General features: G+C 35.4%; 20 protein-coding genes and 1 other RNA gene. 8 read left to right on the top strand and 13 right to left on the bottom strand.

The genetic code is table 11. The features are described from left to right. Nucleotides 1-99 precede the first annotated feature (99 nt). From DF281_RS10310 to DF281_RS10300, 3 genes are read right to left on the bottom strand one after another with little or no spacing between them, the layout of a single operon-like run. Complete coding sequence (locus tag DF281_RS10310; RefSeq protein WP_109350178.1) at nucleotides 100-1,059, bottom strand: nucleoside hydrolase; 960 nt, start codon at nucleotides 1,057-1,059, stop codon at nucleotides 100-102. Between the two features lie 46 nt (nucleotides 1,060-1,105). Further along, complete coding sequence (locus DF281_RS10305; protein ID WP_109350177.1) at nucleotides 1,106-1,786, bottom strand: N-acetyltransferase; 681 nt, start codon at nucleotides 1,784-1,786, stop codon at nucleotides 1,106-1,108. 11 nt (nucleotides 1,787-1,797) lie between these two features. Beyond that, on the bottom strand, nucleotides 1,798-2,910 hold the full coding sequence (locus DF281_RS10300) for a mandelate racemase/muconate lactonizing enzyme family protein (protein WP_109350176.1): 1,113 nt from the start codon (nucleotides 2,908-2,910) through the stop codon (nucleotides 1,798-1,800). Nucleotides 2,911-2,991: 81 nt separating this feature from the next. Between DF281_RS10300 and DF281_RS10295 the strand changes: the two genes are divergently transcribed. Continuing rightward, on the top strand, nucleotides 2,992-4,203 hold the full coding sequence (locus tag DF281_RS10295; RefSeq protein ID WP_109350175.1) for an HTH domain-containing protein: 1,212 nt from the start codon (nucleotides 2,992-2,994) through the stop codon (nucleotides 4,201-4,203). Between the two features lie 105 nt (nucleotides 4,204-4,308). Here DF281_RS10295 and nhaC read toward each other — a convergent pair whose 3' ends face one another. The 5 genes from nhaC to DF281_RS10270 form a co-directional block, all read right to left on the bottom strand. After that, nucleotides 4,309-5,745, bottom strand: coding sequence for a Na+/H+ antiporter NhaC (gene nhaC / locus DF281_RS10290; protein ID WP_109350174.1), 1,437 nt, complete (start codon nucleotides 5,743-5,745; stop codon nucleotides 4,309-4,311). A 260-nt stretch (nucleotides 5,746-6,005) separates the two neighbouring features. Further along, nucleotides 6,006-7,103, bottom strand: a complete 1,098-nt coding sequence (locus tag DF281_RS10285) for an amidohydrolase (protein WP_109350193.1) — start codon at nucleotides 7,101-7,103, stop codon at nucleotides 6,006-6,008. 22 nt (nucleotides 7,104-7,125) lie between these two features. Beyond that, nucleotides 7,126-9,708 carry a bifunctional lysylphosphatidylglycerol flippase/synthetase MprF gene (gene mprF / locus DF281_RS10280; protein WP_109350173.1) on the bottom strand — a complete coding sequence of 861 codons (2,583 nt, stop codon included), beginning with the start codon at nucleotides 9,706-9,708 and terminating at the stop codon, nucleotides 7,126-7,128. Nucleotides 9,709-9,902: 194 nt separating this feature from the next. Beyond that, nucleotides 9,903-10,688 carry a LysM peptidoglycan-binding and 3D domain-containing protein gene (locus tag DF281_RS10275; RefSeq protein ID WP_109350172.1) on the bottom strand — a complete coding sequence of 262 codons (786 nt, stop codon included), beginning with the start codon at nucleotides 10,686-10,688 and terminating at the stop codon, nucleotides 9,903-9,905. A 416-nt stretch (nucleotides 10,689-11,104) separates the two neighbouring features. Next, nucleotides 11,105-11,497 carry a helix-turn-helix domain-containing protein gene (locus DF281_RS10270; RefSeq protein WP_240605540.1) on the bottom strand — a complete coding sequence of 131 codons (393 nt, stop codon included), beginning with the start codon at nucleotides 11,495-11,497 and terminating at the stop codon, nucleotides 11,105-11,107. A 299-nt stretch (nucleotides 11,498-11,796) separates the two neighbouring features. Here DF281_RS10270 and pbp4 point away from each other — a divergent pair, with 299 nt between their 5' ends. Genes pbp4 through DF281_RS10255 form a run of 3 tightly spaced genes read left to right on the top strand, consistent with a single transcriptional unit; the run spans nucleotide 11,797 to nucleotide 15,251 of the window. Continuing rightward, nucleotides 11,797-13,794, top strand: coding sequence for a penicillin-binding protein PBP4(5) (gene pbp4, locus DF281_RS10265; RefSeq protein WP_109350170.1), 1,998 nt, complete (start codon nucleotides 11,797-11,799; stop codon nucleotides 13,792-13,794). A 12-nt stretch (nucleotides 13,795-13,806) separates the two neighbouring features. Next, the gene (locus DF281_RS10260; protein ID WP_109350169.1) at nucleotides 13,807-14,610 is read left to right on the top strand and encodes a Cof-type HAD-IIB family hydrolase; all 804 of its coding nucleotides are present in this window, start codon (nucleotides 13,807-13,809) and stop codon (nucleotides 14,608-14,610) included. 14 nt (nucleotides 14,611-14,624) lie between these two features. Next, nucleotides 14,625-15,251 carry an HAD family hydrolase gene (locus tag DF281_RS10255; protein WP_109350168.1) on the top strand — a complete coding sequence of 209 codons (627 nt, stop codon included), beginning with the start codon at nucleotides 14,625-14,627 and terminating at the stop codon, nucleotides 15,249-15,251. A gap of 202 nt (nucleotides 15,252-15,453) precedes the next feature. Here the strand turns inward: DF281_RS10255 and DF281_RS10250 are convergent, their stop codons facing one another. Then, nucleotides 15,454-15,891, bottom strand: coding sequence for a hypothetical protein (locus DF281_RS10250; RefSeq protein ID WP_109350167.1), 438 nt, complete (start codon nucleotides 15,889-15,891; stop codon nucleotides 15,454-15,456). 138 nt (nucleotides 15,892-16,029) lie between these two features. Between DF281_RS10250 and DF281_RS10245 the strand changes: the two genes are divergently transcribed. Continuing rightward, the gene (locus DF281_RS10245) at nucleotides 16,030-16,659 is read left to right on the top strand and encodes a YfbR-like 5'-deoxynucleotidase (protein ID WP_109350166.1); all 630 of its coding nucleotides are present in this window, start codon (nucleotides 16,030-16,032) and stop codon (nucleotides 16,657-16,659) included. A gap of 121 nt (nucleotides 16,660-16,780) precedes the next feature. Next, nucleotides 16,781-16,971, top strand: a non-coding RNA gene (gene ssrS, locus DF281_RS10240) — 6S RNA. A gap of 438 nt (nucleotides 16,972-17,409) precedes the next feature. Here the strand turns inward: ssrS and DF281_RS10235 are convergent. The 4 genes from DF281_RS10235 to DF281_RS10220 all read right to left on the bottom strand — a co-directional run bounded on the left by DF281_RS10235 (nucleotide 17,410) and on the right by DF281_RS10220 (nucleotide 20,257). Continuing rightward, nucleotides 17,410-18,408 carry an IS30 family transposase gene (locus DF281_RS10235; RefSeq protein ID WP_109350165.1) on the bottom strand — a complete coding sequence of 333 codons (999 nt, stop codon included), beginning with the start codon at nucleotides 18,406-18,408 and terminating at the stop codon, nucleotides 17,410-17,412. A gap of 153 nt (nucleotides 18,409-18,561) precedes the next feature. Beyond that, nucleotides 18,562-18,762, bottom strand: a complete 201-nt coding sequence (locus tag DF281_RS10230; RefSeq protein WP_109350164.1) for a cold-shock protein — start codon at nucleotides 18,760-18,762, stop codon at nucleotides 18,562-18,564. Nucleotides 18,763-19,334: 572 nt separating this feature from the next. Then, nucleotides 19,335-19,703: a hypothetical protein gene (locus DF281_RS10225; RefSeq protein WP_109350163.1), complete on the bottom strand. Its 369-nt coding sequence runs from the start codon at nucleotides 19,701-19,703 to the stop codon at nucleotides 19,335-19,337. 17 nt (nucleotides 19,704-19,720) lie between these two features. Next, nucleotides 19,721-20,257, bottom strand: a complete 537-nt coding sequence (locus tag DF281_RS10220) for an LOG family protein (protein WP_109350162.1) — start codon at nucleotides 20,255-20,257, stop codon at nucleotides 19,721-19,723. A gap of 138 nt (nucleotides 20,258-20,395) precedes the next feature. Between DF281_RS10220 and DF281_RS10215 the strand changes: the two genes are divergently transcribed. Together DF281_RS10215 and DF281_RS10210 are read left to right on the top strand one after the other, a co-directional pair. Then, the gene (locus DF281_RS10215) at nucleotides 20,396-20,659 is read left to right on the top strand and encodes a hypothetical protein (protein ID WP_109350161.1); all 264 of its coding nucleotides are present in this window, start codon (nucleotides 20,396-20,398) and stop codon (nucleotides 20,657-20,659) included. A 114-nt stretch (nucleotides 20,660-20,773) separates the two neighbouring features. Beyond that, nucleotides 20,774-21,337, top strand: coding sequence for an SLOG family protein (locus tag DF281_RS10210; RefSeq protein ID WP_109350160.1), 564 nt, complete (start codon nucleotides 20,774-20,776; stop codon nucleotides 21,335-21,337). Nucleotides 21,338-21,570 lie beyond the last annotated feature (233 nt).

Here is a 21,570-nt window from a genome sequence, read left to right as displayed (position 1 = left end):
AACCGAATTGTTTTAAGACTCCACTAAATCTAATAGAGCAAAAAAACAAGCTTATGCAAAATTCATCATAAGCTTGTTTCATGTGAAACAATTTTTCTATTATTGGATTTTTTTACCGATTGTTGTAACTGCATTAAAGAATAATTCAATGAATGCTTCACGATTTACAGTGTGCAGCACATGTACATTCGGTTTATTACCTGTTCTATTCGTATAATCCACTAGTGTAGCACCTTGCGTTAATGAACCATTTAATTCAACTTCAACGAAGTAATCGTCCCCTTTGAACATCTCTGGCTCAATTAAACAAGCAACTGCACAAATATCATGTACACGAATTTGTTTTTCGAAACCTGGCACATAGAATGGTGTATCCGATTGAGTGAATGTATAGAAGTTCATCATATCAGCGACTTTTTCTGCAAATGGCGTACCTAAATGACTTAAGTCTGCCATTTCTTCACGCGTAATATACGCTTTATGTGTTACATCTAAACCACTCATAATAATCGGAACACCTGAACGGAATACGAATTCTACTGCATGAGGATCTACATACGCATTGAACTCTGCTACAGTCGACATATTACCACCGACTGCCGCGCCACCCATCCAAGAAATTTGTTTAATGAAAGATTTTACTTCAGGATGTGCAAATAACAATGCTGCTATATTCGTTAATGGACCTGTCGCAACAATTGTTACTGGCTCTTCAGCATTTAATAAAGTATCCACCATCGCTTGAATCGCAGGACGTTCACTTGCTTCAAATGAAGGATCAGCCCATTTTACGTTACCTAGTCCACCTTCACCATGAATATCTTCCGCAACTTCTTGTTTACGGAACATCGGTTGTTCGATTCCTTTGGCAACTTCAACTCGCTCATTAATATATGTTAAAAAACTTAAAGTGTTATACGTTGTTTTATCCATTGTTAAGTTACCAGCTTCTACTGTTACAAGCTTAATATCTAGTTCTGGACGAGCAAAAGCTAACGTCAACATCATAGCATCATCAATTCCAGGATCACAGTCAATAATTACAGGGATTTTTGTCATTTTATAGCACTCCTCAAAATGTTAGTCACCTTATTATAGACTGTTTTTAGCGTTCATATACAACAAACCACTCATTATTTTCTTCATACATTTTTGTTCCAACAAAACCTTCTTTTAAAAGTGCTTTTTGGCCGTCTTGATCACTCATTACAGCTATTTTCGACTCATTATAAGTCGGTGTCGGATTTTTTAAATCTTTGAAGAAAACATAGCGTAATTTATCTACATATTTAATTTTCAATGCTCTTACTACTAAATTTTGCGAGAATTTATCTTTTAAACTTGGAATATTATAAGGTTGTACAGTCGAACATACATAATCATAGCGATTTAAATCAATTTCTTCCATCGACCATTGCGCCATCTTCTTCTGAAGTCCATATCCTCTAAATTCAGGTGATACATTCGAAATTTCTTGATATAACACTCTAGAGAAATCTTCTTCCGCTATGCCACAATCATAACCTAAATGCTCATCTTCAAGTGGTGGATCTAGCAATGCACGGAAACCGATTAATTTTTCTTCAACGAAAACACCGATCATGATGCCTTGATCATTTAGAATATATTCGAACTCCTCCGTACTAAGAGGTTGTAATACACTTTGGTCCGGTAAAGAAGCATACACCACTTCTTGCAATTCTAAAATAATTTGTAAATCTTCAATTTTTAAATGACGAACGTAAAATTCATGCTCACCTAATTGACCTGTTCTAATTTTCTCCATCAAAACACCTCTTACTCTGTAATTTTCTCTGAGAATGCTGTTAATTCTTGAAGTACATTTTCATCTACATCAATACCAAGCCCTGGTTTTTCATTTAATTGAATGAATGGGATGTCGTATTTTAAGTCACCAATATCTTTAGAGAATTTAATTGGACCTGTTAATTCTACACTACCCATAATTTTTTTAGAAAATGCTACGTGGAATCCAGCTGCTGAACCAACTGATGATTCTACCATTGAACCAATTTGACATTCAATGCCCGCCATTTCAGCCATTACTGCTAATTTCATTGCTGGGTAAATACCGCCGCATTTCATTAGTTTAATATTCGCTTTATCTGCGGCACGTTTTGCGATTAATTCACGCATATCACGCTCGCTACGAAGTCCTTCGTCAATCATTAACGTTACATCTGATTTTGCTTTAATTTCTACTAGACCGTCGAAATCATTGTCTAATACAGGTTGTTCTAACCAATCGATGTCTAGGCCTTCCATTTTACGAAGTGCCGTTAATGTAGTTGCGGCATTACCCCATCCTTGGTTTACGTCCACACGAATGGCGATGTCTTCACCCACGCTCTCACGTACTGCTTTAATACGTGCTACGTCTGTCGTTACTTCAGTTCCTACCTTCATTTTGAATGAAGTGTATCCTAATTCCATTTTCTTCGCTGCTTCTTCAGCCATTTTTTCTGGAGCGCCGATTGAAAGAACATGTGTAATCGGGAATTTCTCGTGGTAACGACCACCTAATAATTGATAAACTGGTACATTCATTGATTTACCAGCGATATCGAAACATGCGATGTCGATTGCTGCTTTCGCTGCTGGAGCAGGACGTACAACATGATCCATTACATCATGTAATTTTTCAAATTGACGAGGATCTAACCCAATTACTGCTGGTGCTAATTTATTTTTTAATACTTCAAAAGTACTTTCCCATGTTTCGCCTGTAATATGTTCATCTGGAACTGCTTCACCGTAACCGACAATCCCATCGTCAGTCGTCATTTTCACAATGATTGATTGAATTGAATCATATGTAGCATAACTAATAATAAATGGATCGATTAGAGGTAAATTGATTGCAAATAGTTCTATTTCTTTGATTTTCATGTATAATACACTCCTAGTGGTTTATTTTGTCGTTTAATAGTCGTTTAATGGACTAAAATAAAAAGCAAAGGATGTTTACCGATGCCAATTAAAATCGCTTTTATAAGCTCGAAAGCATATAAAAATTATATATCTAGTATCTCACAAAACCTCGATGATATTCAATTAGAATTTTTCATTTATGAGGAACCTGAAGATGCCATTACTTTATTACCCGCTGCACAAAATGCAGATGCAATCATCGTTGGTGGTTTACTTCCCTTCCAACAGATTCAACCGCTGGTTCCTCAACTGTCTGTGCCTTGTCACTATATGGCACAAGATGAAACGGCGGTTGCAACTACTTTACTGTCTATTTTACAAAATGAGCAAGTCTCACTACATGAACTAGCAATTGATGTTATTGACCCTACTTTCGTTTCGAATATTTTAGATGATATGAATTATACAGGCGATCTACCTTACATACTGTCATCTACTAGCCAGCATCTTTATAAAGAACATACACAACTATTTCATGAAGGTAGCGTAAAATTAATCGTCACAGGCGTACATCAATTGTATGAAAAATTGGAGAATGAAAATATTCCCGTTTTTCGAATGAAGGATTCTAAATCTGCTACACTTCGAAAAATGGAAGAAATAAAATCTGAACTTCTTTTGCAAAAATCGAAAGAAAATAGAGCAACGACTGGTATTATTGAATGTTCAGAAGATGATTTTCAATCCTTTATACAATTTACGAAATATATCCACGCGAGTTATAAAAAGAAGCAGGATGGACGTTTTGAGCTTTATACGACTTCTGGTCGCCTTCAACAAGCACTCGATCGCGAAGACTTAATTCATGTATTAGCTCAATTCAATTCACCGTACCGTATGGGATTTGGTTATGGTGAATCGATGGCTGAAGCATTGCAACACGCACAGGAAGCCATTCATTTCGCTACACCAGGTGATATTTTCTTGATTGATGAGCGTACGAAATTATTTGGGCCATTTCCTTCTGAAAAACGTTCCATTTCACTTAAACTAGATAAGCCACAATTAAAATTAATGGCTGAAAAGACGAAATTAAGTTCATTATCACTTTCAAAATTTCTACAATTTATTGCGGATCGCCAGTCTGATCAATTTACTGCGCAAGATTTAGCAGATTATTTACATGTTACGCGTCGAACTGCAGAAAGAACGATTAAGAAATTATTAGACCATGCCTATTTAGTCCAATCTTCAAGTGAGATGACTTACCAAAAAGGCCGTCCGAAAGCCGTTTATACCTTTTTAACGTGACGAAAAAAGAAAAACCAACCAGCGAAATTCACCGGTTGGTTTTTTTTTGCGATATAAGCAGTGTAGTCTTCACTGATTTATAAAGCCCTTTCATAAAATCTATGACTAAACAACAGTTGGTTCTAAAACGCTTTCTTCTTCCTCTTTGCGTTTTGCTTCTGCGATTTCTTCTGGTGTCATTTTCACAATTGCAAAACCTACATATGCGTAAATGATTGAAATAATTGGTACAACAAAGTTTAAAATTGCGTAAGGTGCATATTCGAATGCACTCACCCCAAGTGTCGCAAAGATAAACACACCACAAGTGTTCCAAGGGAAGAATACAGATGTTAAAGTACCACCATCTTCTAGTGCGCGCGATAAGTTTTTCGAATGTAATCCACGATCACGGTACGCTTTTACGAACATACGTGAAGGGACTACGATTGAAATATATTGTTCAGAACAAGTACCGTTTGTAAAAATACAAGCAGCAATTGTTGAAGTCACAAGGCTTCCAGTTGATTTTGCAAAACGCAAAATTTGTTGGATTAATGATTTTAACATACCAGAGTATTCTAAAATACCGCCGAATGTCATTGCGATTACAGTCATCGATACCGTGTTCATCATGCCATCAAGTCCACCTTGGTTAAATAACTTGTCGACTAATTGATTGCCTGATTCTAAAACGAAACCTTCTTGTAAAGTAGTTAATGCGAATTGCATTGAACCACCTTGAACTGTAACTTGTAATAAGAAACCAAAAATAATACCGATAATTAATGCTGGAATTGCTGGAACTTTCTTCGCTACCATTACGATTACACCGATTGGAACTAGTAATAACCATGGTGATACGTAAAATGTGTCTTGTAATACTGCTAACGTTGTCGTGATGCTTTCAGAATTCATATCAATATGAGCAAATTTACGCCCTAAGATTCCAAAGACGACTAAGGAAATTATAAGTCCAGGTACTGTCGTAAAGAGCATATGCTTAATATGATCGAATAGATTCGTACCAGTTAAACCTGCCGCCAAGTTTGTTGTATCAGATAATGGTGACATTTTATCACCGAAGTAAGCGCCAGAAATTACTGCTCCTGCAATCATCGCTGCTGGGATACCCATACTTAGGCCAATTCCCATACCAGCTACCCCTACTGTAGCCATTGTTGACCAAGAACTACCGATTGCTAACGAAACAATAGCACATAAAATTACGATTGTAATTAAGAACCATTCAGGTGAAATTAACTTCAAACCGTAATAAATCATTGTTGCAACTACACCGCCACCTACCCAGGCGCCAATTGTAAATCCAACTAACATAATAATTACGATTGCTGGTAAAGCTAATTTAATCCCCTTGTACATCATTTCTTCCACTTCACGCCATTTGAATCCGTGAGCTAAAGTTACGATTGCTGCTGTAATAGTTCCTACTACTAACGGTACGTGTGGGCTTGAGCCATAGGCTATAACTGCAATCGCCATTGCCGTGATCATTACACCAAACGTTAATATTGTCCATCTTGCTTTAATTTCTCTTTTCATTTCTTTCATCCCCTTCGTTCATCTCAATACCATCACTTGTCTGAAAAATGAAACATCTACTATATTTATACACATTAATGGTTAAATAAAATCTAGTCAATGCAAAATTTTTGCGTTAAAACAGATAGTAAACGGTTACATCAACAAAATTTTTACTTGTACTAGCTAAATAAAACATTAGATGCATTTGTATAAATATTCATAAAATAAAATAAAAAACCACTCTATTTTCACAATAGAGTGGTTTTAAAATTATCTATTTATTCAGGCGTTTTCTTCAAAACAGCTGCTAAAACTTTTGATGCATCTATTAGTGCCGTATGGTCGAAAGTCATTTTCGGATGATGTAGACCTGGTTGTAAATTAGCACCAATTCCAATCATTGCCGCCTTCAATTCAGGCTTCTTGACTGTATAAAAATGAAAATCATCAGCACCTGGTGTATGAACCTCATTAGTGCAAAAATTTTCACCTAAAGTGTCGATTATTGCTGATTTTGCCATTTGAGCTGCCTCCGGAGAAACTTCTGCACCTGGTGTATAATCAAAAAATCTCCACTCCAGCCCTACTCCGAACTGGTTTTCGATGGATTCTAATCCTTTTTCTATCGCATTTTTCATATCATCTAGCAGTTGATTACTTTGCGCACGGATATCCATCGCAAATGTCGCTCCACCAGGAATGATATTTGTGCTACCACCATCTGCGACAATTTTCGTCAATTTAGCCGAATGTGGTTCAAATGGTGAAAAGTGAAGACTATTTAACATCTGATGAACCGCCATAACAACATCGATCGAATTATTTCCTTGATGTGGTCTTGCACCGTGAGCATCAGCACCATTTATTTTCCCTTCAAGAAAGTAAGCTGCCCCATGATGAATCGCTGGTGTAATCTTACCAAGTGGTAATTCTTCAATTGGACGTAAGTGAACACCGAATAAATGAGATACACCATCAACTGCTCCACGTTCGAATGATGCAACTGCTCCATTCCCCAATTCTTCAGCAGGTTGGAAGATGAAACGGACTTTGTGATTCAATGGTTCATTACGTAGGCGAAGTAACGCGCCAAGTACCATTGTAATATTTGCATCGTGACCGCAAGAATGGTTTGCGCGCCATTCCCCATCTACTTCTTGCCATAGCGCATCAATATCTGCACGTACAGCTACGATATCTGTTCCTTCACCAATTTCAGCAACTAATCCTGGAATATCTCCAAATAATCGATATGAGACATTTAACTCCTCCAAAATAGAAGCTATTTTCTTCGTTGTTTCGTATTCTTTCCAACTAACCTCTGGATTTGCATGAAAATGGTCAAACCAAGTGAAAATTTGTTGTTCGATTGTCATCTCTGTCATCGCTACACCCCTATTACTTAACTACTCTCTTTTTCAAATTGCTCATCGCAATAAATTGATTTCGTTTATTTGAGAATTTATTTTCTCCAATTAGCATCATAATTTGAATAATTGTAAATGGCAAGAACGCTCGTTTTCGATAAGCAATATATTTGGCTTTCCATTCATTTGCGTAAGTCTCTTTTAAATGAAGTGTATCCTTATTAATACTCGTATCTTGAGCGTCTACAATAATTTGAGCTGTAATTTTCTCAGAAACCCCGGCATATTTAGATACACCAACATGTTGTAAATACATCATACCGACATTTAATTGATGATATCCACCATCTTTTGAAGTCATAAGAAGCTTCATTAATAAATAATCTAGTACTTCAGAAGGCAAATCAATTTGCAGTGAGTATAAATTCGTAATCGAAATTGTTTTGCGCTCATCATGCAATGGCATTAATGTGGCAAAAGCAACAATTTCCTGATGTTCATTTTTAATTAACGCGACTGGCCCTTGATTCAAGTTTTGGACGCTGAAGAAATGCGTATCCTTACTTGATTTCGTCGTTTTAATTGATTTCAGTAAGTCATCCAATTCCAAAGCAAATTCCGCTGTAAATGGCGCTTGTAGCACTTCATACTCATAGCCTTGCTCCTTCACAACTTTTGCAATGCGATCGAATTGTTCAATCTCATGAACTTTGAATTGCATCGTCTGTAAATCGACACAGCCTTCTTCTCCTAATTTGAAGAAATTGAAGCCATAGCCATGCATATACGGGACAAATTCATCCGAAACTTCATAAAAGACGGGTGTATAGCCATATAAATCCGCAAAAATAATTAATTCTTCGATTGCTTCTTTGAAATCTTCTTTTTCTCCGACTAAATCTCCGAGAACAATTAATTTATCAGCTGACACTAAATAAGGGAATAAAACGGTTTTCTTTTTATTCCAGAAAACACATTGATCTTCACTATTGCCCAATAAAAATGCTTCCTTTTTGCCATATTGATCTAAATGTTTATTTATTTCTTTCAGATGATTATTGGCATACTGCTTCTTAAACTGTGTCCGTTTGCGCATCCATCTTTCGAAGACAACGACACAGACGATGACGACAATACCTATAGCTGCGCTTTTGAATAAATCTCCGGAATCACGAATTAATAAGGTTTGGATGTGATCTGGTAATTTATAATTTGAATTACGGTGCGCTAACCATCCTAAAACGATGTAGCCCAAAATTATTATTGAAATAACGACTGTATTTAAAATACTTCTTCCCCAAGTTTCGATGTAACTCTTGCGATAAAATCGATTTTTCGACAAGTACAGCAATAAAGCTACGAAAAGCATAAATAGCGCTTGGCGATATTGCACCCCTTTTAATATAAATAAGATGGATGCGAAAATTAGTACGAAAAGCGTTACTTTGAATGAACGTTTATCCTTGTATGAAATACCATTCGATAATGCTAGTAGTACGAACCCAGTCACAACTGATACTTGATGGGATACATTGATGAATGGCAATGACATAATTTCGCGAATATACTTCAATTTTTCAATTGCTCCTGGTGCAGCAGATGAAATTAGTAACGCTAAACCAGCTAAAAATACGAGCGCTGTCGCAATAATATGTGTAGTTTTTTCTAACAACGCATTTGGAATACTGCTGTATCCAATATTAAAACTTCTCCAAATATCACGAAGGAATAACGCTCCCCCTGCGATGAATGGTATGACATAGTATCCGACGCGGTAGCATAGTAATAGTACGAGTACCGATTCAGAAGGAAGATTTAAACTTGTAGCTCCCCAAATGAATACTAAATCAAATGAGCCAAGTCCCCCTGGAATCATACTAACAATACCAGCTGCTGATGCGATGACGAATACTGGCCATAAATCGATTAAAGCGATCTCGATGTGTAGTAGTTTTGTAAGAATGACAAGCATACAAAATGCTCCCAGCCACTCGACAACTGATACACCGATTAAGGCGAAATCACTGACAACATCTTTGACTGTTACTTTTTTTCTTAAAAGTTGTATAAATGCTTTAATAAATAGGAACGGTGTATATAACCCGATAAATCCTGCTACTAATAGAAGGAAGGGATGCTCATTAAATAGAGGTAAGTCCCATGCGAAGATTAGTAGTATATCCGCAAATAGCGAGATTCCTGCTAAATAGAATAAAGTTACGGACGCAATCATTTTGAAAAATGTCGTATTGTCCATTTCTGGCTTTTTAAAATAGTGCGTTCTAAGTAAAACGCCGATTAATCCACCAAAACCGATTAAATTAGAAAAGGAATTAATAATTAATGATTCCTTCATTAGTTGTTTCATTGGTCGCTTAATTTTTAATTTCTTCATGATAAAATAATCATAAAAAAACATTGGAAATGCCAAAATCAATGGAACTACTGCGATTAACACGAGCGCTCTTACATCGATGGCACCCAGTTCAGACGCGATTTTCTCTCCGTTGGCTTCTCGTATAATCTTTCCAATCTCACGAATTGCAAAAAGCATGAGAAAGATTGGTAAGATGACTTTAAGCCATTGAAAAACGGTTGAACGATTAATTTTCATCCTTCTCACCCATTCATGTTTATTATTGATATTACTACTATAACAAGTATGACGAAAGAAATGCTTTATTCGTTCACTTTTTTATTGTTTTTTTACAAATTCTTAGTTGCGCGTGTAACATTTATAATAGAAGAAAGACAAAAAAAGCCGCCCTCATCTCATTCGCATGATCTGATTTGGACAGCTTTTCACTCTTAATTTAATACTTTCACTTGAACCGTATGGACGCCATATTGCATCGCTTCACCGTGGCTCGCAACTAATAAATCTACACGATTCCCTTTAATTGCGCCACCAGTATCTCCAGCAATCGCTTCTCCATAACCCTCAACCCAAACTTTTGAACCTAATGGAATGACACGCGGGTCTACAGCGATTAATTTCGGTGTAGAATTACGTACATCAATCCCAGTAGCAGTAATACCTGAACAACCCGTGCATTCAGCCGTATATGCTGTTGCTTTCATCGTCATTGTTTTAGATGATGTTGGCGCTGGTGTTGCTTCAACTTGCTTAGGTTCAACCTTTTCAACTGGATTTGAAACAGGCGTTGTTTTTGTGACTGGTTTTTTCACAACAGGTTTTTTCTCTGGAATGATTTTTTGGTTTTTATTTGTTAACGCAAGTGTTGAACCTGCGATAATTAAATCACTTGAAAGATGGTTATATGAAATCAATTTTTTAACCGGGATGCCAGTTTTTTGAGAAATACTATTTAAGTTATCCCCAATTTTAATAATATACACTGACGCTCCCTTTGATTTACCTTTTTCAATTTCTAAAGTCGATCCTGCATAAATAAGAGTTGAATGTAAATTATTCAATTTCTTAATGCTTTCTACAGATGCATTATGTTTTTGAGATAACGTCCACAATGTATCTCCTTTTTCCACTTTTACTGATGTAGCTGATGCTGTATTTGTCAGAGCTGCCATCATAAGTGTGAAAGCACCCACCATTGCTATAATTTGTTTCTTCATCGTTTTAAAAACGACCTCCTCTTTTTACTCACAGGATATTACTATACAGACGGTGTATTTCTGTAATATTTCAAAACGATTTCATAATGATTACAGCAGTGTTACGAATAGTGGTTTTTTCTTCCTTTTTAGTAACGTTAAGTTGTCCAATTTTACAAGAAACTTATAATTATTGTTGAAATAGCAACATTCCAAACGAAAGGGATATATTGGGAATCATTTTTATGTAAAACGCTTACTAAAATTTTGCTCTTTTGAAAAATAATTATTTTTCGGTCAAAATTCGACAAAAACCGCTTCAAAATAGACAAATATTGCCACAAATATTACAAAATACACATTTTGAATGAAATGAAAATCGCCTTTTTCTTAATTCTCGACAAAAAAACGACCAAATGAATGGTCGTTTTCGCGATTTATACACGTACTGCTTCTTCCAAAGGCTCTTTTTTAACAGAAACTTTGATTTCAGCTAAAGTATAAAGCTCTAGTAAGTCTTGCTTTGTAAGTTCCGGTAAAATCGAACTTAAATCACGAAGTAATACATTTTTACGTCTACTGTACTCAATATCATTTTGCGGCATTGGAACATCGCTCATAATATTTAATAATAAATCGTCCGCTGAAATTTTCAACGCTTGACTAAGTCTCACGATCCATTTTGCAGAAGGTATACTCTCCCCGACCTCCCAGCTCTTAATACGACTTGCAGATGTACCAATTTCTTTCGCCAATGATAACATCGAATGATTGCTCAATTCTCTCAATAATTTTAGTTGCTCACCAAATGCATACTGATCAAACATCATTACTTCCCTCTCTTCCTAGAGTTTCTACTTATTATAAAATAGAATTATGTAGATAAGGGTTCAACTCCCCATTGAAATCTTGTTCCACAAATTCTCCAATCCCCAAGAACATCGCCTGAAGAAACCCTTTATTTTTTACAACTTTTGTTCCTTAAATAGAATTATAATATATTTTTTGAGAAAATCACGCATTTTTCGATAAATAATTGAATTTTTTTAGAAATAATTTTAAATAGCCCTATTATAGCTTGTGCAATATTCAAATTTTTCATTCATAATAGAGGAAAGGAGGCAGTTTTATGAATAAAAAAACGATTGGCATAATTATTGGAGCAATCGTAGTCATTGGACTTGTTATTGGTGGTATTTTCTTTTTTAATGAGAAAAAAGATGAGAAAGCTCAAGAAGAAGTAGCAAATCAATGGATTACTTCACTAAAGGATCAAAAATTTAAATCATTTCCAAAACTCGTTACAACTAAGTCATTAAAATCTCAAGGTTATACAACAGATGACCTTGTTACAAAATACACGAAAGTTTTCGGTGGTATTGGTGTAAATGATATTAAAATTTCTGATGTCAAAATTCAAGATCAGATTTTGACATATAAAATGAAATTACACACTTCAATCGGTGATACTTCCTCATTCTCTTATAAAGCAAAAATTGTTGAAGAAAACGAGGAATTCAAAATCGTCTGGAATCCTAATTTAATTTTCCCAAATATGAAATCAACCGATAAAATTTCATTTAATAGTACTGCTGCAAAACGAGGCAATATTAAAGATGTGAACGGTTTAGATTTAGCTACCGTCAATAAAGCGTTCCAAGCTGGAATCATTCCAAAAGATTTAGGGATTGGCGGAGAACGTACGAAAAATATCGCAGCCATTTCAAAATTCTTAGATTTACCTGTTTCTTCTATAGAAGCTACGCTAAAACAAAGTTGGGTGAAGGACTTCTTATTCGTACCGCTTAAAACGGTCGCAGATGAGGATGTACGCAAAATGACTGGGCTGCAATACAAAGCGACAGAAATCCGCTACTACCCACTCGGTGAAGCTGCTGCCAACTTAATTGGTTATACAGGCAAGGTTACTGCCGAAGACTTAAAAAAAGATCCATCACTTCGTTCAGACGCGACAATTGGTAAGGCCGGACTTGAACGTGCCTATGATGCCAAACTGCGTGGGACAGATGGTGGGGAAATCTCATTAACGGATGAACAAGGCAATGTGAAAGAAAAACTTTTAAAATCAGAAGTTGTTGATGGTGAAGATATCGGATTAACAATCGATTTGAAAGTTCAAAAAGAAGCTTACTTCGATTTGGAACGTGCGGTTGGTTCAACGGTTGTCATGCAGCCAAAATCAGGTGCATTAATCGCTTTAGTATCTAAACCATCGTTCGACCCGAATCAGATGGTGCGAGGAATCTCGCAAGAAGCTTACAATAAATATGTAAACAATGAAGATAAACCATTTATGGCACGATATGCTCAACGTTACGCTCCAGGTTCGACAATGAAAGCAATCACTGCCGCAGTTGGTTTTGACGAAGGCACTCTAACAACGGATAAAACTAGAAAAATCAATGGTCTTCAATGGCAGAAAGATGCTTCTTGGGGTAATTACAAAGTTACGCGCGTCGCAGAACAGTCTGTCGTCAATTACAAAAATGCTTTAATCCAGTCCGACAATATTTTCTTCGCACAAGAAGGTTTAGAACTTGGCGAGAAAAAACTACGCGCTGGCCTAAATAAATTTGGGTTTGGTAAAGACTATGACTTACCTTTCGCCATGGAACCAGCGCAAATTTCTACAGATCAACATTTTAAAAATGAAATTCTACTAGCCGACACTTCTTATGGACAAGGACAAGTGTTAATGTCACCGATTCAGCAAGCTGTTGCATTCAGTGCGTTCGCGAATGAAGGGAAAATTATTTCGCCACATATTTTAAAAGGTGAAAAATCAAAAACTTCTGAAGCTACTACGCCTAAAACGGTGAAACTAGTAAACGATGCACTTGTACAAGTTGTCGAAAATCCGAAAGGGACGGCTCATAATCTGCAGAAATCAGGAACTACACTCGCTGCTAAAACCGGGACAGCTGAATTGAAAATGGAACAAGGGACGGAAGGTCAACAAAATAGTTTCCTTTTCGCATTTGATCGCAAAAAAGAGAATTATTTAGTCGTTTCCTTCGTCGAAAATCATAAAAAAACAGGGAAATCAGCGGTTGAACTCGCAAAAAATTTACTTCCTACTTTAGAAAAAATAGCTACTGAAGAATAAGAGGTGTTCACGATGACAAAACCAAAAATGATCGTTCTGGATTTAGACGGGACTACGCTAAATAATAGCAAAATCATTGATCCGACATTAGCCGAGTACATTCAGAAATTACGCCGCGATGGGGTATTAGTCTGTATCGCTACTGGCCGAACAATTTATGAAATGGATTACGCCTTGCCACGAGAATTCGAAGTTGATGGAATTATCAACTCGAATGGTATGAGCGTACGATTCGGAGGAAAAGAAGTGTCACGCCACTCCATTCATCCGAAAACGGTTGAAAAACTAATCTCGACTTCAATTGAGAGAGGGATTCACCATGAAATTCATCATCATGATGGGCATACTTCTGCTAAAATTTCTCCACTTAGAGAACGTGCCAATGAATTAACAGGTCATGGCTACTTCCAACCGATTTGGACAGACGAAATCGAAACTGCTGAAGTAGAGAAAATTTTATTCTTCAAGAGTGATATTGAAGCAATTGCCCACTGGATGGTTGAACTGACTGAATTGGAGAAGGATTATTCATTTAACGCTGCGATTTCCTCACCTGATTTAATCGATATTAGTGGAAAATTCATTACAAAAGCAACCGGTGCGAATGAAATACTTGATCGCGTTGGTCTGGAATTTTTCGATATTATTGCTTTCGGTGATGGTGGCAATGATTTACCGCTCTTTAAAAAAGCTGGGCGTTCAGTAGCAATGCAAAATTCGCCTGACTGGGTGAAATCACAAGCAACTGAAGTGACCGATTTTTCGAATAACGAAAATGGATTACTTATACATCTTCAATCAATCTACGGTCAGTAAAAGGAGGGATCTCGATGAAAGCAGTTATTTTTGATTTTGATGGCACAATAGTTGATACTGAATCACTTTGGGTTGATGTCTATATTGATTTAATAGAAGAAAAATATGGGCATACTGTTCCAATGACCATTTTCAATAAATGCGTTGGCACAAAAGATACGGCGCTCTATGATTATTTAACAGAATATGTAGATGCTTCAATTAAGCGTGAACAACTATCACCTTTAGCTGAACAACTCGTCAATTCTCACATCAACTCACTTCCGATTCGACAAGGCATCCTTTCAGCTTTGGATCGCTTCAAGGCACAGGGGTTACGCATTGCGATTGCGTCCGGTAGTCAAAGGCATTGGATTCTATCATTCATTCAAGAAAACAACTTGACGCATTACTTTGAAGAAATTCGATGTGCTGATGATGTTGAGAATGTGAAACCAAGCCCTGATATTTATTTAGCCGCATTAGAGGCACTTAATCTAACGGCAAATGAATGTTTTGCCATCGAAGATTCTGTAAATGGTGCAACAGCAGCCATTCGAGCAGATATAAAATGCTATGTCGTACCGAATGAAGTAACCGCACTCGATACATTCCCACTTGAAGTTATTCGACTAGACTCATTTGATGACATACTCGTGTAAATGAATAGATATCCTTTAAGAACATAAAAAAAGAAATCGCATTGGCTCGCGATTTCTTTTTTTGATTTTTATTTTATATGATGCTCTTAAACATTTAGAAATGCCACACTATTTCAATGAATAATCGCTGCATTTTCCGAATGAGTGGAATCCAATTATTCAAACGGTGAATATAAACTGTTTAGCCTCTGTTTATTTTTACCTACCATAAGGTTGGTTTATCTACCATTAACCAAAGCATAACGAGCAGTAGAAATAAATAGACATATACACCTTGCTTTAATTTCTTAACAAATTTTATTTGATCGAACTTTTCTGTACCTAACGTACGGATCGTAGGTTTAAATGCATTTGCTAAATAAACAACGGATAGTATTAACAAAATTAGCGTGACTAAAATCCACGAGGTCGTTAAACTCCAAGGCCCTAACCACACCGCTAGCAATCCAAATGTCACAAGAAGATGACCCGCATGCTTTACAGTCGTAACACCTGCTTGAAAGGCTTGTACAAAAGCACCGAATTCCACCATATTATTTGTTTTACTCATTTTTTTCAAGATTGGTAATAATATAAAGAATGGTCCTATAGAAAGGATCGCACTTATGACGTGAATATAAATTATGAAGGAATATAGCATCTTCTCTCCCCTTTTCACTTCTATTCTCCCAATTTATGAAGCTAGTGTAAAGCAAATTGTAATTGATTGTAAATCCAAGCATTTTCATATAATAATAAGGTATGGTAGTATTAAGCACCAAAGAAGGAGGAATTGCATATGGGTATTCACAAATTTTTTACGAGTTTAAATGATTTAGAAAGAATTATTCGAGCACCAGGGAGATTTAAGTTTGAAGAACATAATGTTGCAGCTCACTCTTGGAAAGTTTCACAGTATGCGATGTTCTTTGCAACACTTGAAGAAATGAATGGCGCAACTATTAACTGGAAATCATTATACGAGAAAACTATTAATCATGACTACGGAGAAATTTTCATCGGCGATATTAAAACGCCTGTAAAACATTCTTCAGTCGAATTAAAAAACATGATCGCTTTAGTCGAAGAAAAAATGGTAGAACATTATATTGAGGAAGAAATTCCTGAAGAATTCCAAACGATCTTTAAACACCGCATGAAAGAAGGTAAAGATTCTACAATCGAAGGACAGCTATTAGAGCTTAGCGATAAGCTAGATCAGTTCTATGAGTCTTTTGCAGAGCTAAAGAGAGGTAATAACGACGTAGAGTTCGTGAAGATGTATCAAACGGCTTTGAAGAAGATTTTAAATCTTTCATTAACGAACAGTGTGGACTACTTCAAACATACGATGCTTCAAGATGTTATGAAGGAAGAAACTAGTATTGATTTAATTCGTTTAACACAAGAGGCAATTGCAGATGCCTAATATGGACAGTAGTGATTTAATATGAAGGACAGCTCGTTACTCTTATGAAGAGAACAGGCTGTTTTTATTTTGTTTGAAACAACTTATTTGCATCCTTTTCATTTGTGGAGTATATTAATAATACAAGCTGCGTTGTACGTAATAGTATTAAGTTTTAACCTTTAAGCTGTAATAGGGAGTTTTAGATTGAGTAAGGACTGGCAAGCCTCTAAGCTAAGAGGACATACATGAACGACTCTGCGAACACCCACTTTTAGAAGTGGTGGTTTAAAACTTTCAATATGATCAACTTACGGCAAATGCGGCTTTCTTTTTTTGAATTTTATAGCCATTTGGCATTTATAATAAAACCTTTATATTGAAGGTTTTATTTTTTTGCACTTTTATTTAACGTACGTTAGGTAATCATATGATTATTCTTCTTTGTAGAATTATGGTTTTTACGATTATTTTATTTTTTATGATGGTCTTCTCTATTTTAAATCTTTTTTTCCTATAATCTGCTTCTGCTATTGGAATGATTGAAGGTGACTTTCAAATTAGCCAGGATGTACATCCTTTTCGATATACGCTCATACGAATCGTATTTGCCTCCAAATCATTCCATACTATATGTAATTTCATTTATGATTGAGATCTTCCTACAATGGCTTCTCATTCTTCATTTGTTCAATATTTTTATGAGATCGAGATCGAAATTAGCAAATCGCTATTTTTTCCCTGCAATATACTTTTTTTCACCTTGAATTGTCAAATTAAACGCAACGCCTTGCCAAAGAAGAGTTCATAAGGTGTTTTCCAACCTAAGCACTTACGTGGACGTTTATTTAGTTTCTCCATACAGGTTTCAATATAATCTTTTGTGCATGAGTTCATATCTTCTGTCTTCGGAAAGTATTCTCGAAGCAGGCCATTTGTATTTTCATCTGTTCCTCGTTGCCATGGGGCGTGTGGATCAGCGAAGTAAAATGGGATTTTATCTAACTGCTCTGTCACTTCTCGATGCTTTGAAAATTCTTTCCCACGGTCTGGTGTAATGGATTTTCGTTTATTTTTTGGCAAGGCAGACAATAATTGAATGATTGAATCACGAACATGCATAGATTTCTTTTTCTCGATTTTCTCCACTATTAAATAACGTGTTTTTCGGTCAGTAAGCGTTACTAAACAAGCCTTCCCTGTTTTACCAGCTACCGTATCAGCTTCCCAGTGACCAATTGTTGAACGATTATTCGCTGCGATTGGTCTTTCATGAATCGTATGCGTTACTGAAATTTTTCCACGCTTTTCGAGATGATTTTTGGTATGACGTGTTTTTCCTTTGTGTCGTAATTTTCGAATAGCCCCACGGTTTCCACGACTTAAGTTTGCTTCATTAAAATCGCCTCGGTAAATCGCACGATAAATCGTATTAAAACTAATTCTATAAGCTGATTTCTCGAACTTAATTCGAGATGCAATTTGTTCAGGTGACCACTGCTTGTTTAAAAATAGTTTTTTAACAAGCGCTTTTAATTCAGGGTTCTTTAACAGAAGCTTTCTTCCACAATTGGATTTTCTTTTTGTATATTTTGAATGTGCAACTGAAGGTGAATAATTTTGATTTTCTTGATTTCTTTTTAGTTCTCGACTGATCGTAGAAGGGTTTCTTTCTAACAATTTCGCAATACCGCGAATCGAATCACCTTGATGGAAAAGAAGAAATATCCGTTCTCTTTCTTCTATGGTAAGATGTTTATAGAGGCTCATAGTTTTCAATCCTTTCAATAGTTGTCGTTGTAAACACTATTTTACTAGGTTTGAATCTTTGAGTCTCTTTTTGTGTTGCACTTAAAGTGTATATTCAAGACACAAAAAAGAACGCTCATAAATGAGCGTCCTTTTAACTTTGACCTGTAAAGATTAAAGTTTTACGATGTTTGCAGCTTGTGGGCCACGTTGACCATCTTCAACTTCGAATTCTACTTTTTGGCCTTCTTCTAAAGTTTTGAAACCTTCACCTTGGATAGCTGAGAAGTGAGCGAATACGTCGCTGCCGCCTTCAACTTCGATGAAACCGAAACCTTTTTCTGCGTTAAACCATTTAACTGTACCTTGTGTCATTTGAATGACCTCCAATAAATTATTAATTAGATCCATTAATTTCAAGAAAAAAAACACATATTAAAAGCAATTGAAAAACACAATTACTTGAGTAATAAGTGTATTCTTAATTTCTTACAACGATTCTATTAGGTTTATCATATTATATATTATGTAATTTGTCCACTAAAATTATTCATCTATTTTTTTTTCGTATGGAACTTCTTCTATAATAGATGAGTCCTATGAAGTAGCATGGAGGGAGTAATGCTATATGTCAGCTATTGTCGCGGTTTTCATAGCGATTTTACTTTTTGTATTGTTCTTCAAACTATTTTTTAAAATTGTCTTTAAATTGTTCTTATATTTGATGATCGCATTGCCAATCTATTTTTTTATCCTAAAACCACTTTGGTATAAATACGGATATTTATTGCAGCAATGATTTTGAATAACCGAATGTTTACTCACGGTTATTCTTTTTTTCTTAATAAATAACTTTACGTTAGGTAAATATATAGTTATTTTTGTTTCTAAGCACATAGCTTCACCGCTTTTTAAATAAATAACCTTACGATAGGTAAGTGTATTATTTATTTTACATCATATATATAATACGGAATTAAGCATCCATCAACCTCTCTCATGATTTTCTCTTTAATAATGATTTGTTGGTAGTATTCAATTTTAACCGCTTCAGTTATCCACATTTCTCCGGTTAGATGCTGGTCGGCCACTTGTTGACAACTCGGCTGGCAAAAAACATTGGATTCGCATGTGTAAATATAAACTACATCATTTACTTCTAATTGATCTACTGCATTTAAACAACCTAAAATAGAAGGTGAAACACAGATTCTCGGAACACTCTGGTCTTCGCCTTCCATTCTATATGTAGGTATTCTTGGATATACAACTGTTTCAGAAATATGGGGATCTTTACTTACATGATAAAAAATCATGAACTCATCTCCTTTGTTTATTTCGTTACAATTTTTATTGCCTCATCGATTGAATCCGTTAAAATACTTTTATCAAATGCTGCCTCATTTAAAAAGCCTTCTTCACACATTTGCTCTAGGAATTTACCTAAATTCGTATAGTAGTCTTCAATATTTAATAGCACACACGGTTTATCAATTATGCCAATCATATTCCATGTGAATACTTCAAAATACTCTTCCATTGTGCCAATACCACCTGGGTAGACGATGAAACCATCTGATAAATCCATCATTTTTTGTTTTCTTTCGTGCATTGTATCCACAATATATAATTCACTTAAATTTTCATGTGTAATTTCTCGTTCTTCCAATGATTTTGGCATTACACCGATCACTTTTCCACCTTCAGCAAGGACTGTATCAGCGATTAAACCCATGATTCCGACATTTGCTCCGCCATAAATAAGCGTAATATTATTTTCAGCTAATTTTTTACCTAATTCAACCGCTTTCACTTTAAATAGAGGATTCACGCCGAAACGAGATCCACAAAATACTGCAATACTTTTCAAAATACACGCCTCCAAAAATTTCATTCAATTAATCCTATCATAATTTTCAGTTTCAAAAATTAATTCTTATCATATTTATGTGTGAAAAATGACATATTGTGGTATGTATTATTACTAGATTAGAAATGAGGCTATGAAATGAACCGTGATAGTGAATTGATGGAGTCTGTAGTGAGTCAAACAAAGTTGCCGATTCTAAAAAACATTGTAGATGAGCATTTAACACCAAAGGTTACTTTAGCGACACAAGTAGAAAAAAATACACCACCTAAAGTAGAAATTGATGCTGTTATTCATTCGATTGATCTGTATTGTAAAGAGCGTAATATCGAAACTTCAATTGCTGTAGAAAATGCAATGAATGAGTTAATTAAAAAATATAAAAAAGAAATAACATTATAAATTTTAGAATCGCATATTATTGCGGTTCTTTTTTTAGTTATCCACACTTTTTCACTACAAATAGTTATCCACATCTATTACATGATAAAATAGTCAGTGAGGAGGGCGATTTTTATGAAGAAAATTGTCGTTACTGGATATAAAGCACATGAACTAGGTATTTTTCAAGATTCACATCCTGGCATTGCGATTATTAAAAAAGCACTATCCGACAAAATAAAAATTTTAGTAGAAGAAGGACTTGAGTGGGTTTTATTAAGTGGCCAATTAGGTGTTGAAGCATGGGCTGCAGAAGTCGTTTTCGAATTACAAGAAGAATTTCCACAACTTCAATGTGGCATTTTCACACCGTTTTTAGAGCAAGAGAAAAATTGGAATGATCAAAAGAAAGAAAAATATCAGGAAATGTTACAAAAAGCGAATCATGTCGCCTCGCTAACGAATCGACCATATGAAGCACCTTGGCAATTCATCGAGAAAAATAAATGGCTCATTACCCATTCAGATGGCATTCTCCTTGTATATGATGAGGAAAACGAAGGCTCACCGAAGTACATTCGAGATTTGGCAGAAAAATATATGGAAAATCACGATTATGAACTAATGAAAATTGATGCCTATGATTTACAAATGATCGCTGAAGAAATTCAAATGAATCAATGGGATTCTTCTAATTGAAATCAATCGATTGCGGTAATTGAATAAATTCTAATCAAAGTGACGTTGTCATCCTTTGATGACAATTATAAATCAAAAATACGCGTTCATTCTATGATCATAATTTTAAATCAAAAATACGCGTTCATTCTATGATCATAATTTTAAATCAAAAATACGCGTTCATTCTATGATCATAATTTTAAATCAAAAATACGCGTTCATTCTATGATCATAATTTTAAATCAAAAATA

Origin of the sequence: Kurthia zopfii (assembly GCF_003143955.1) — a bacterium.
In the GTDB taxonomy this organism is placed as follows: domain Bacteria; phylum Bacillota; class Bacilli; order Bacillales_A; family Planococcaceae; genus Kurthia; species Kurthia zopfii.
This window is presented reverse-complemented; position numbering and strand designations above follow the sequence as displayed.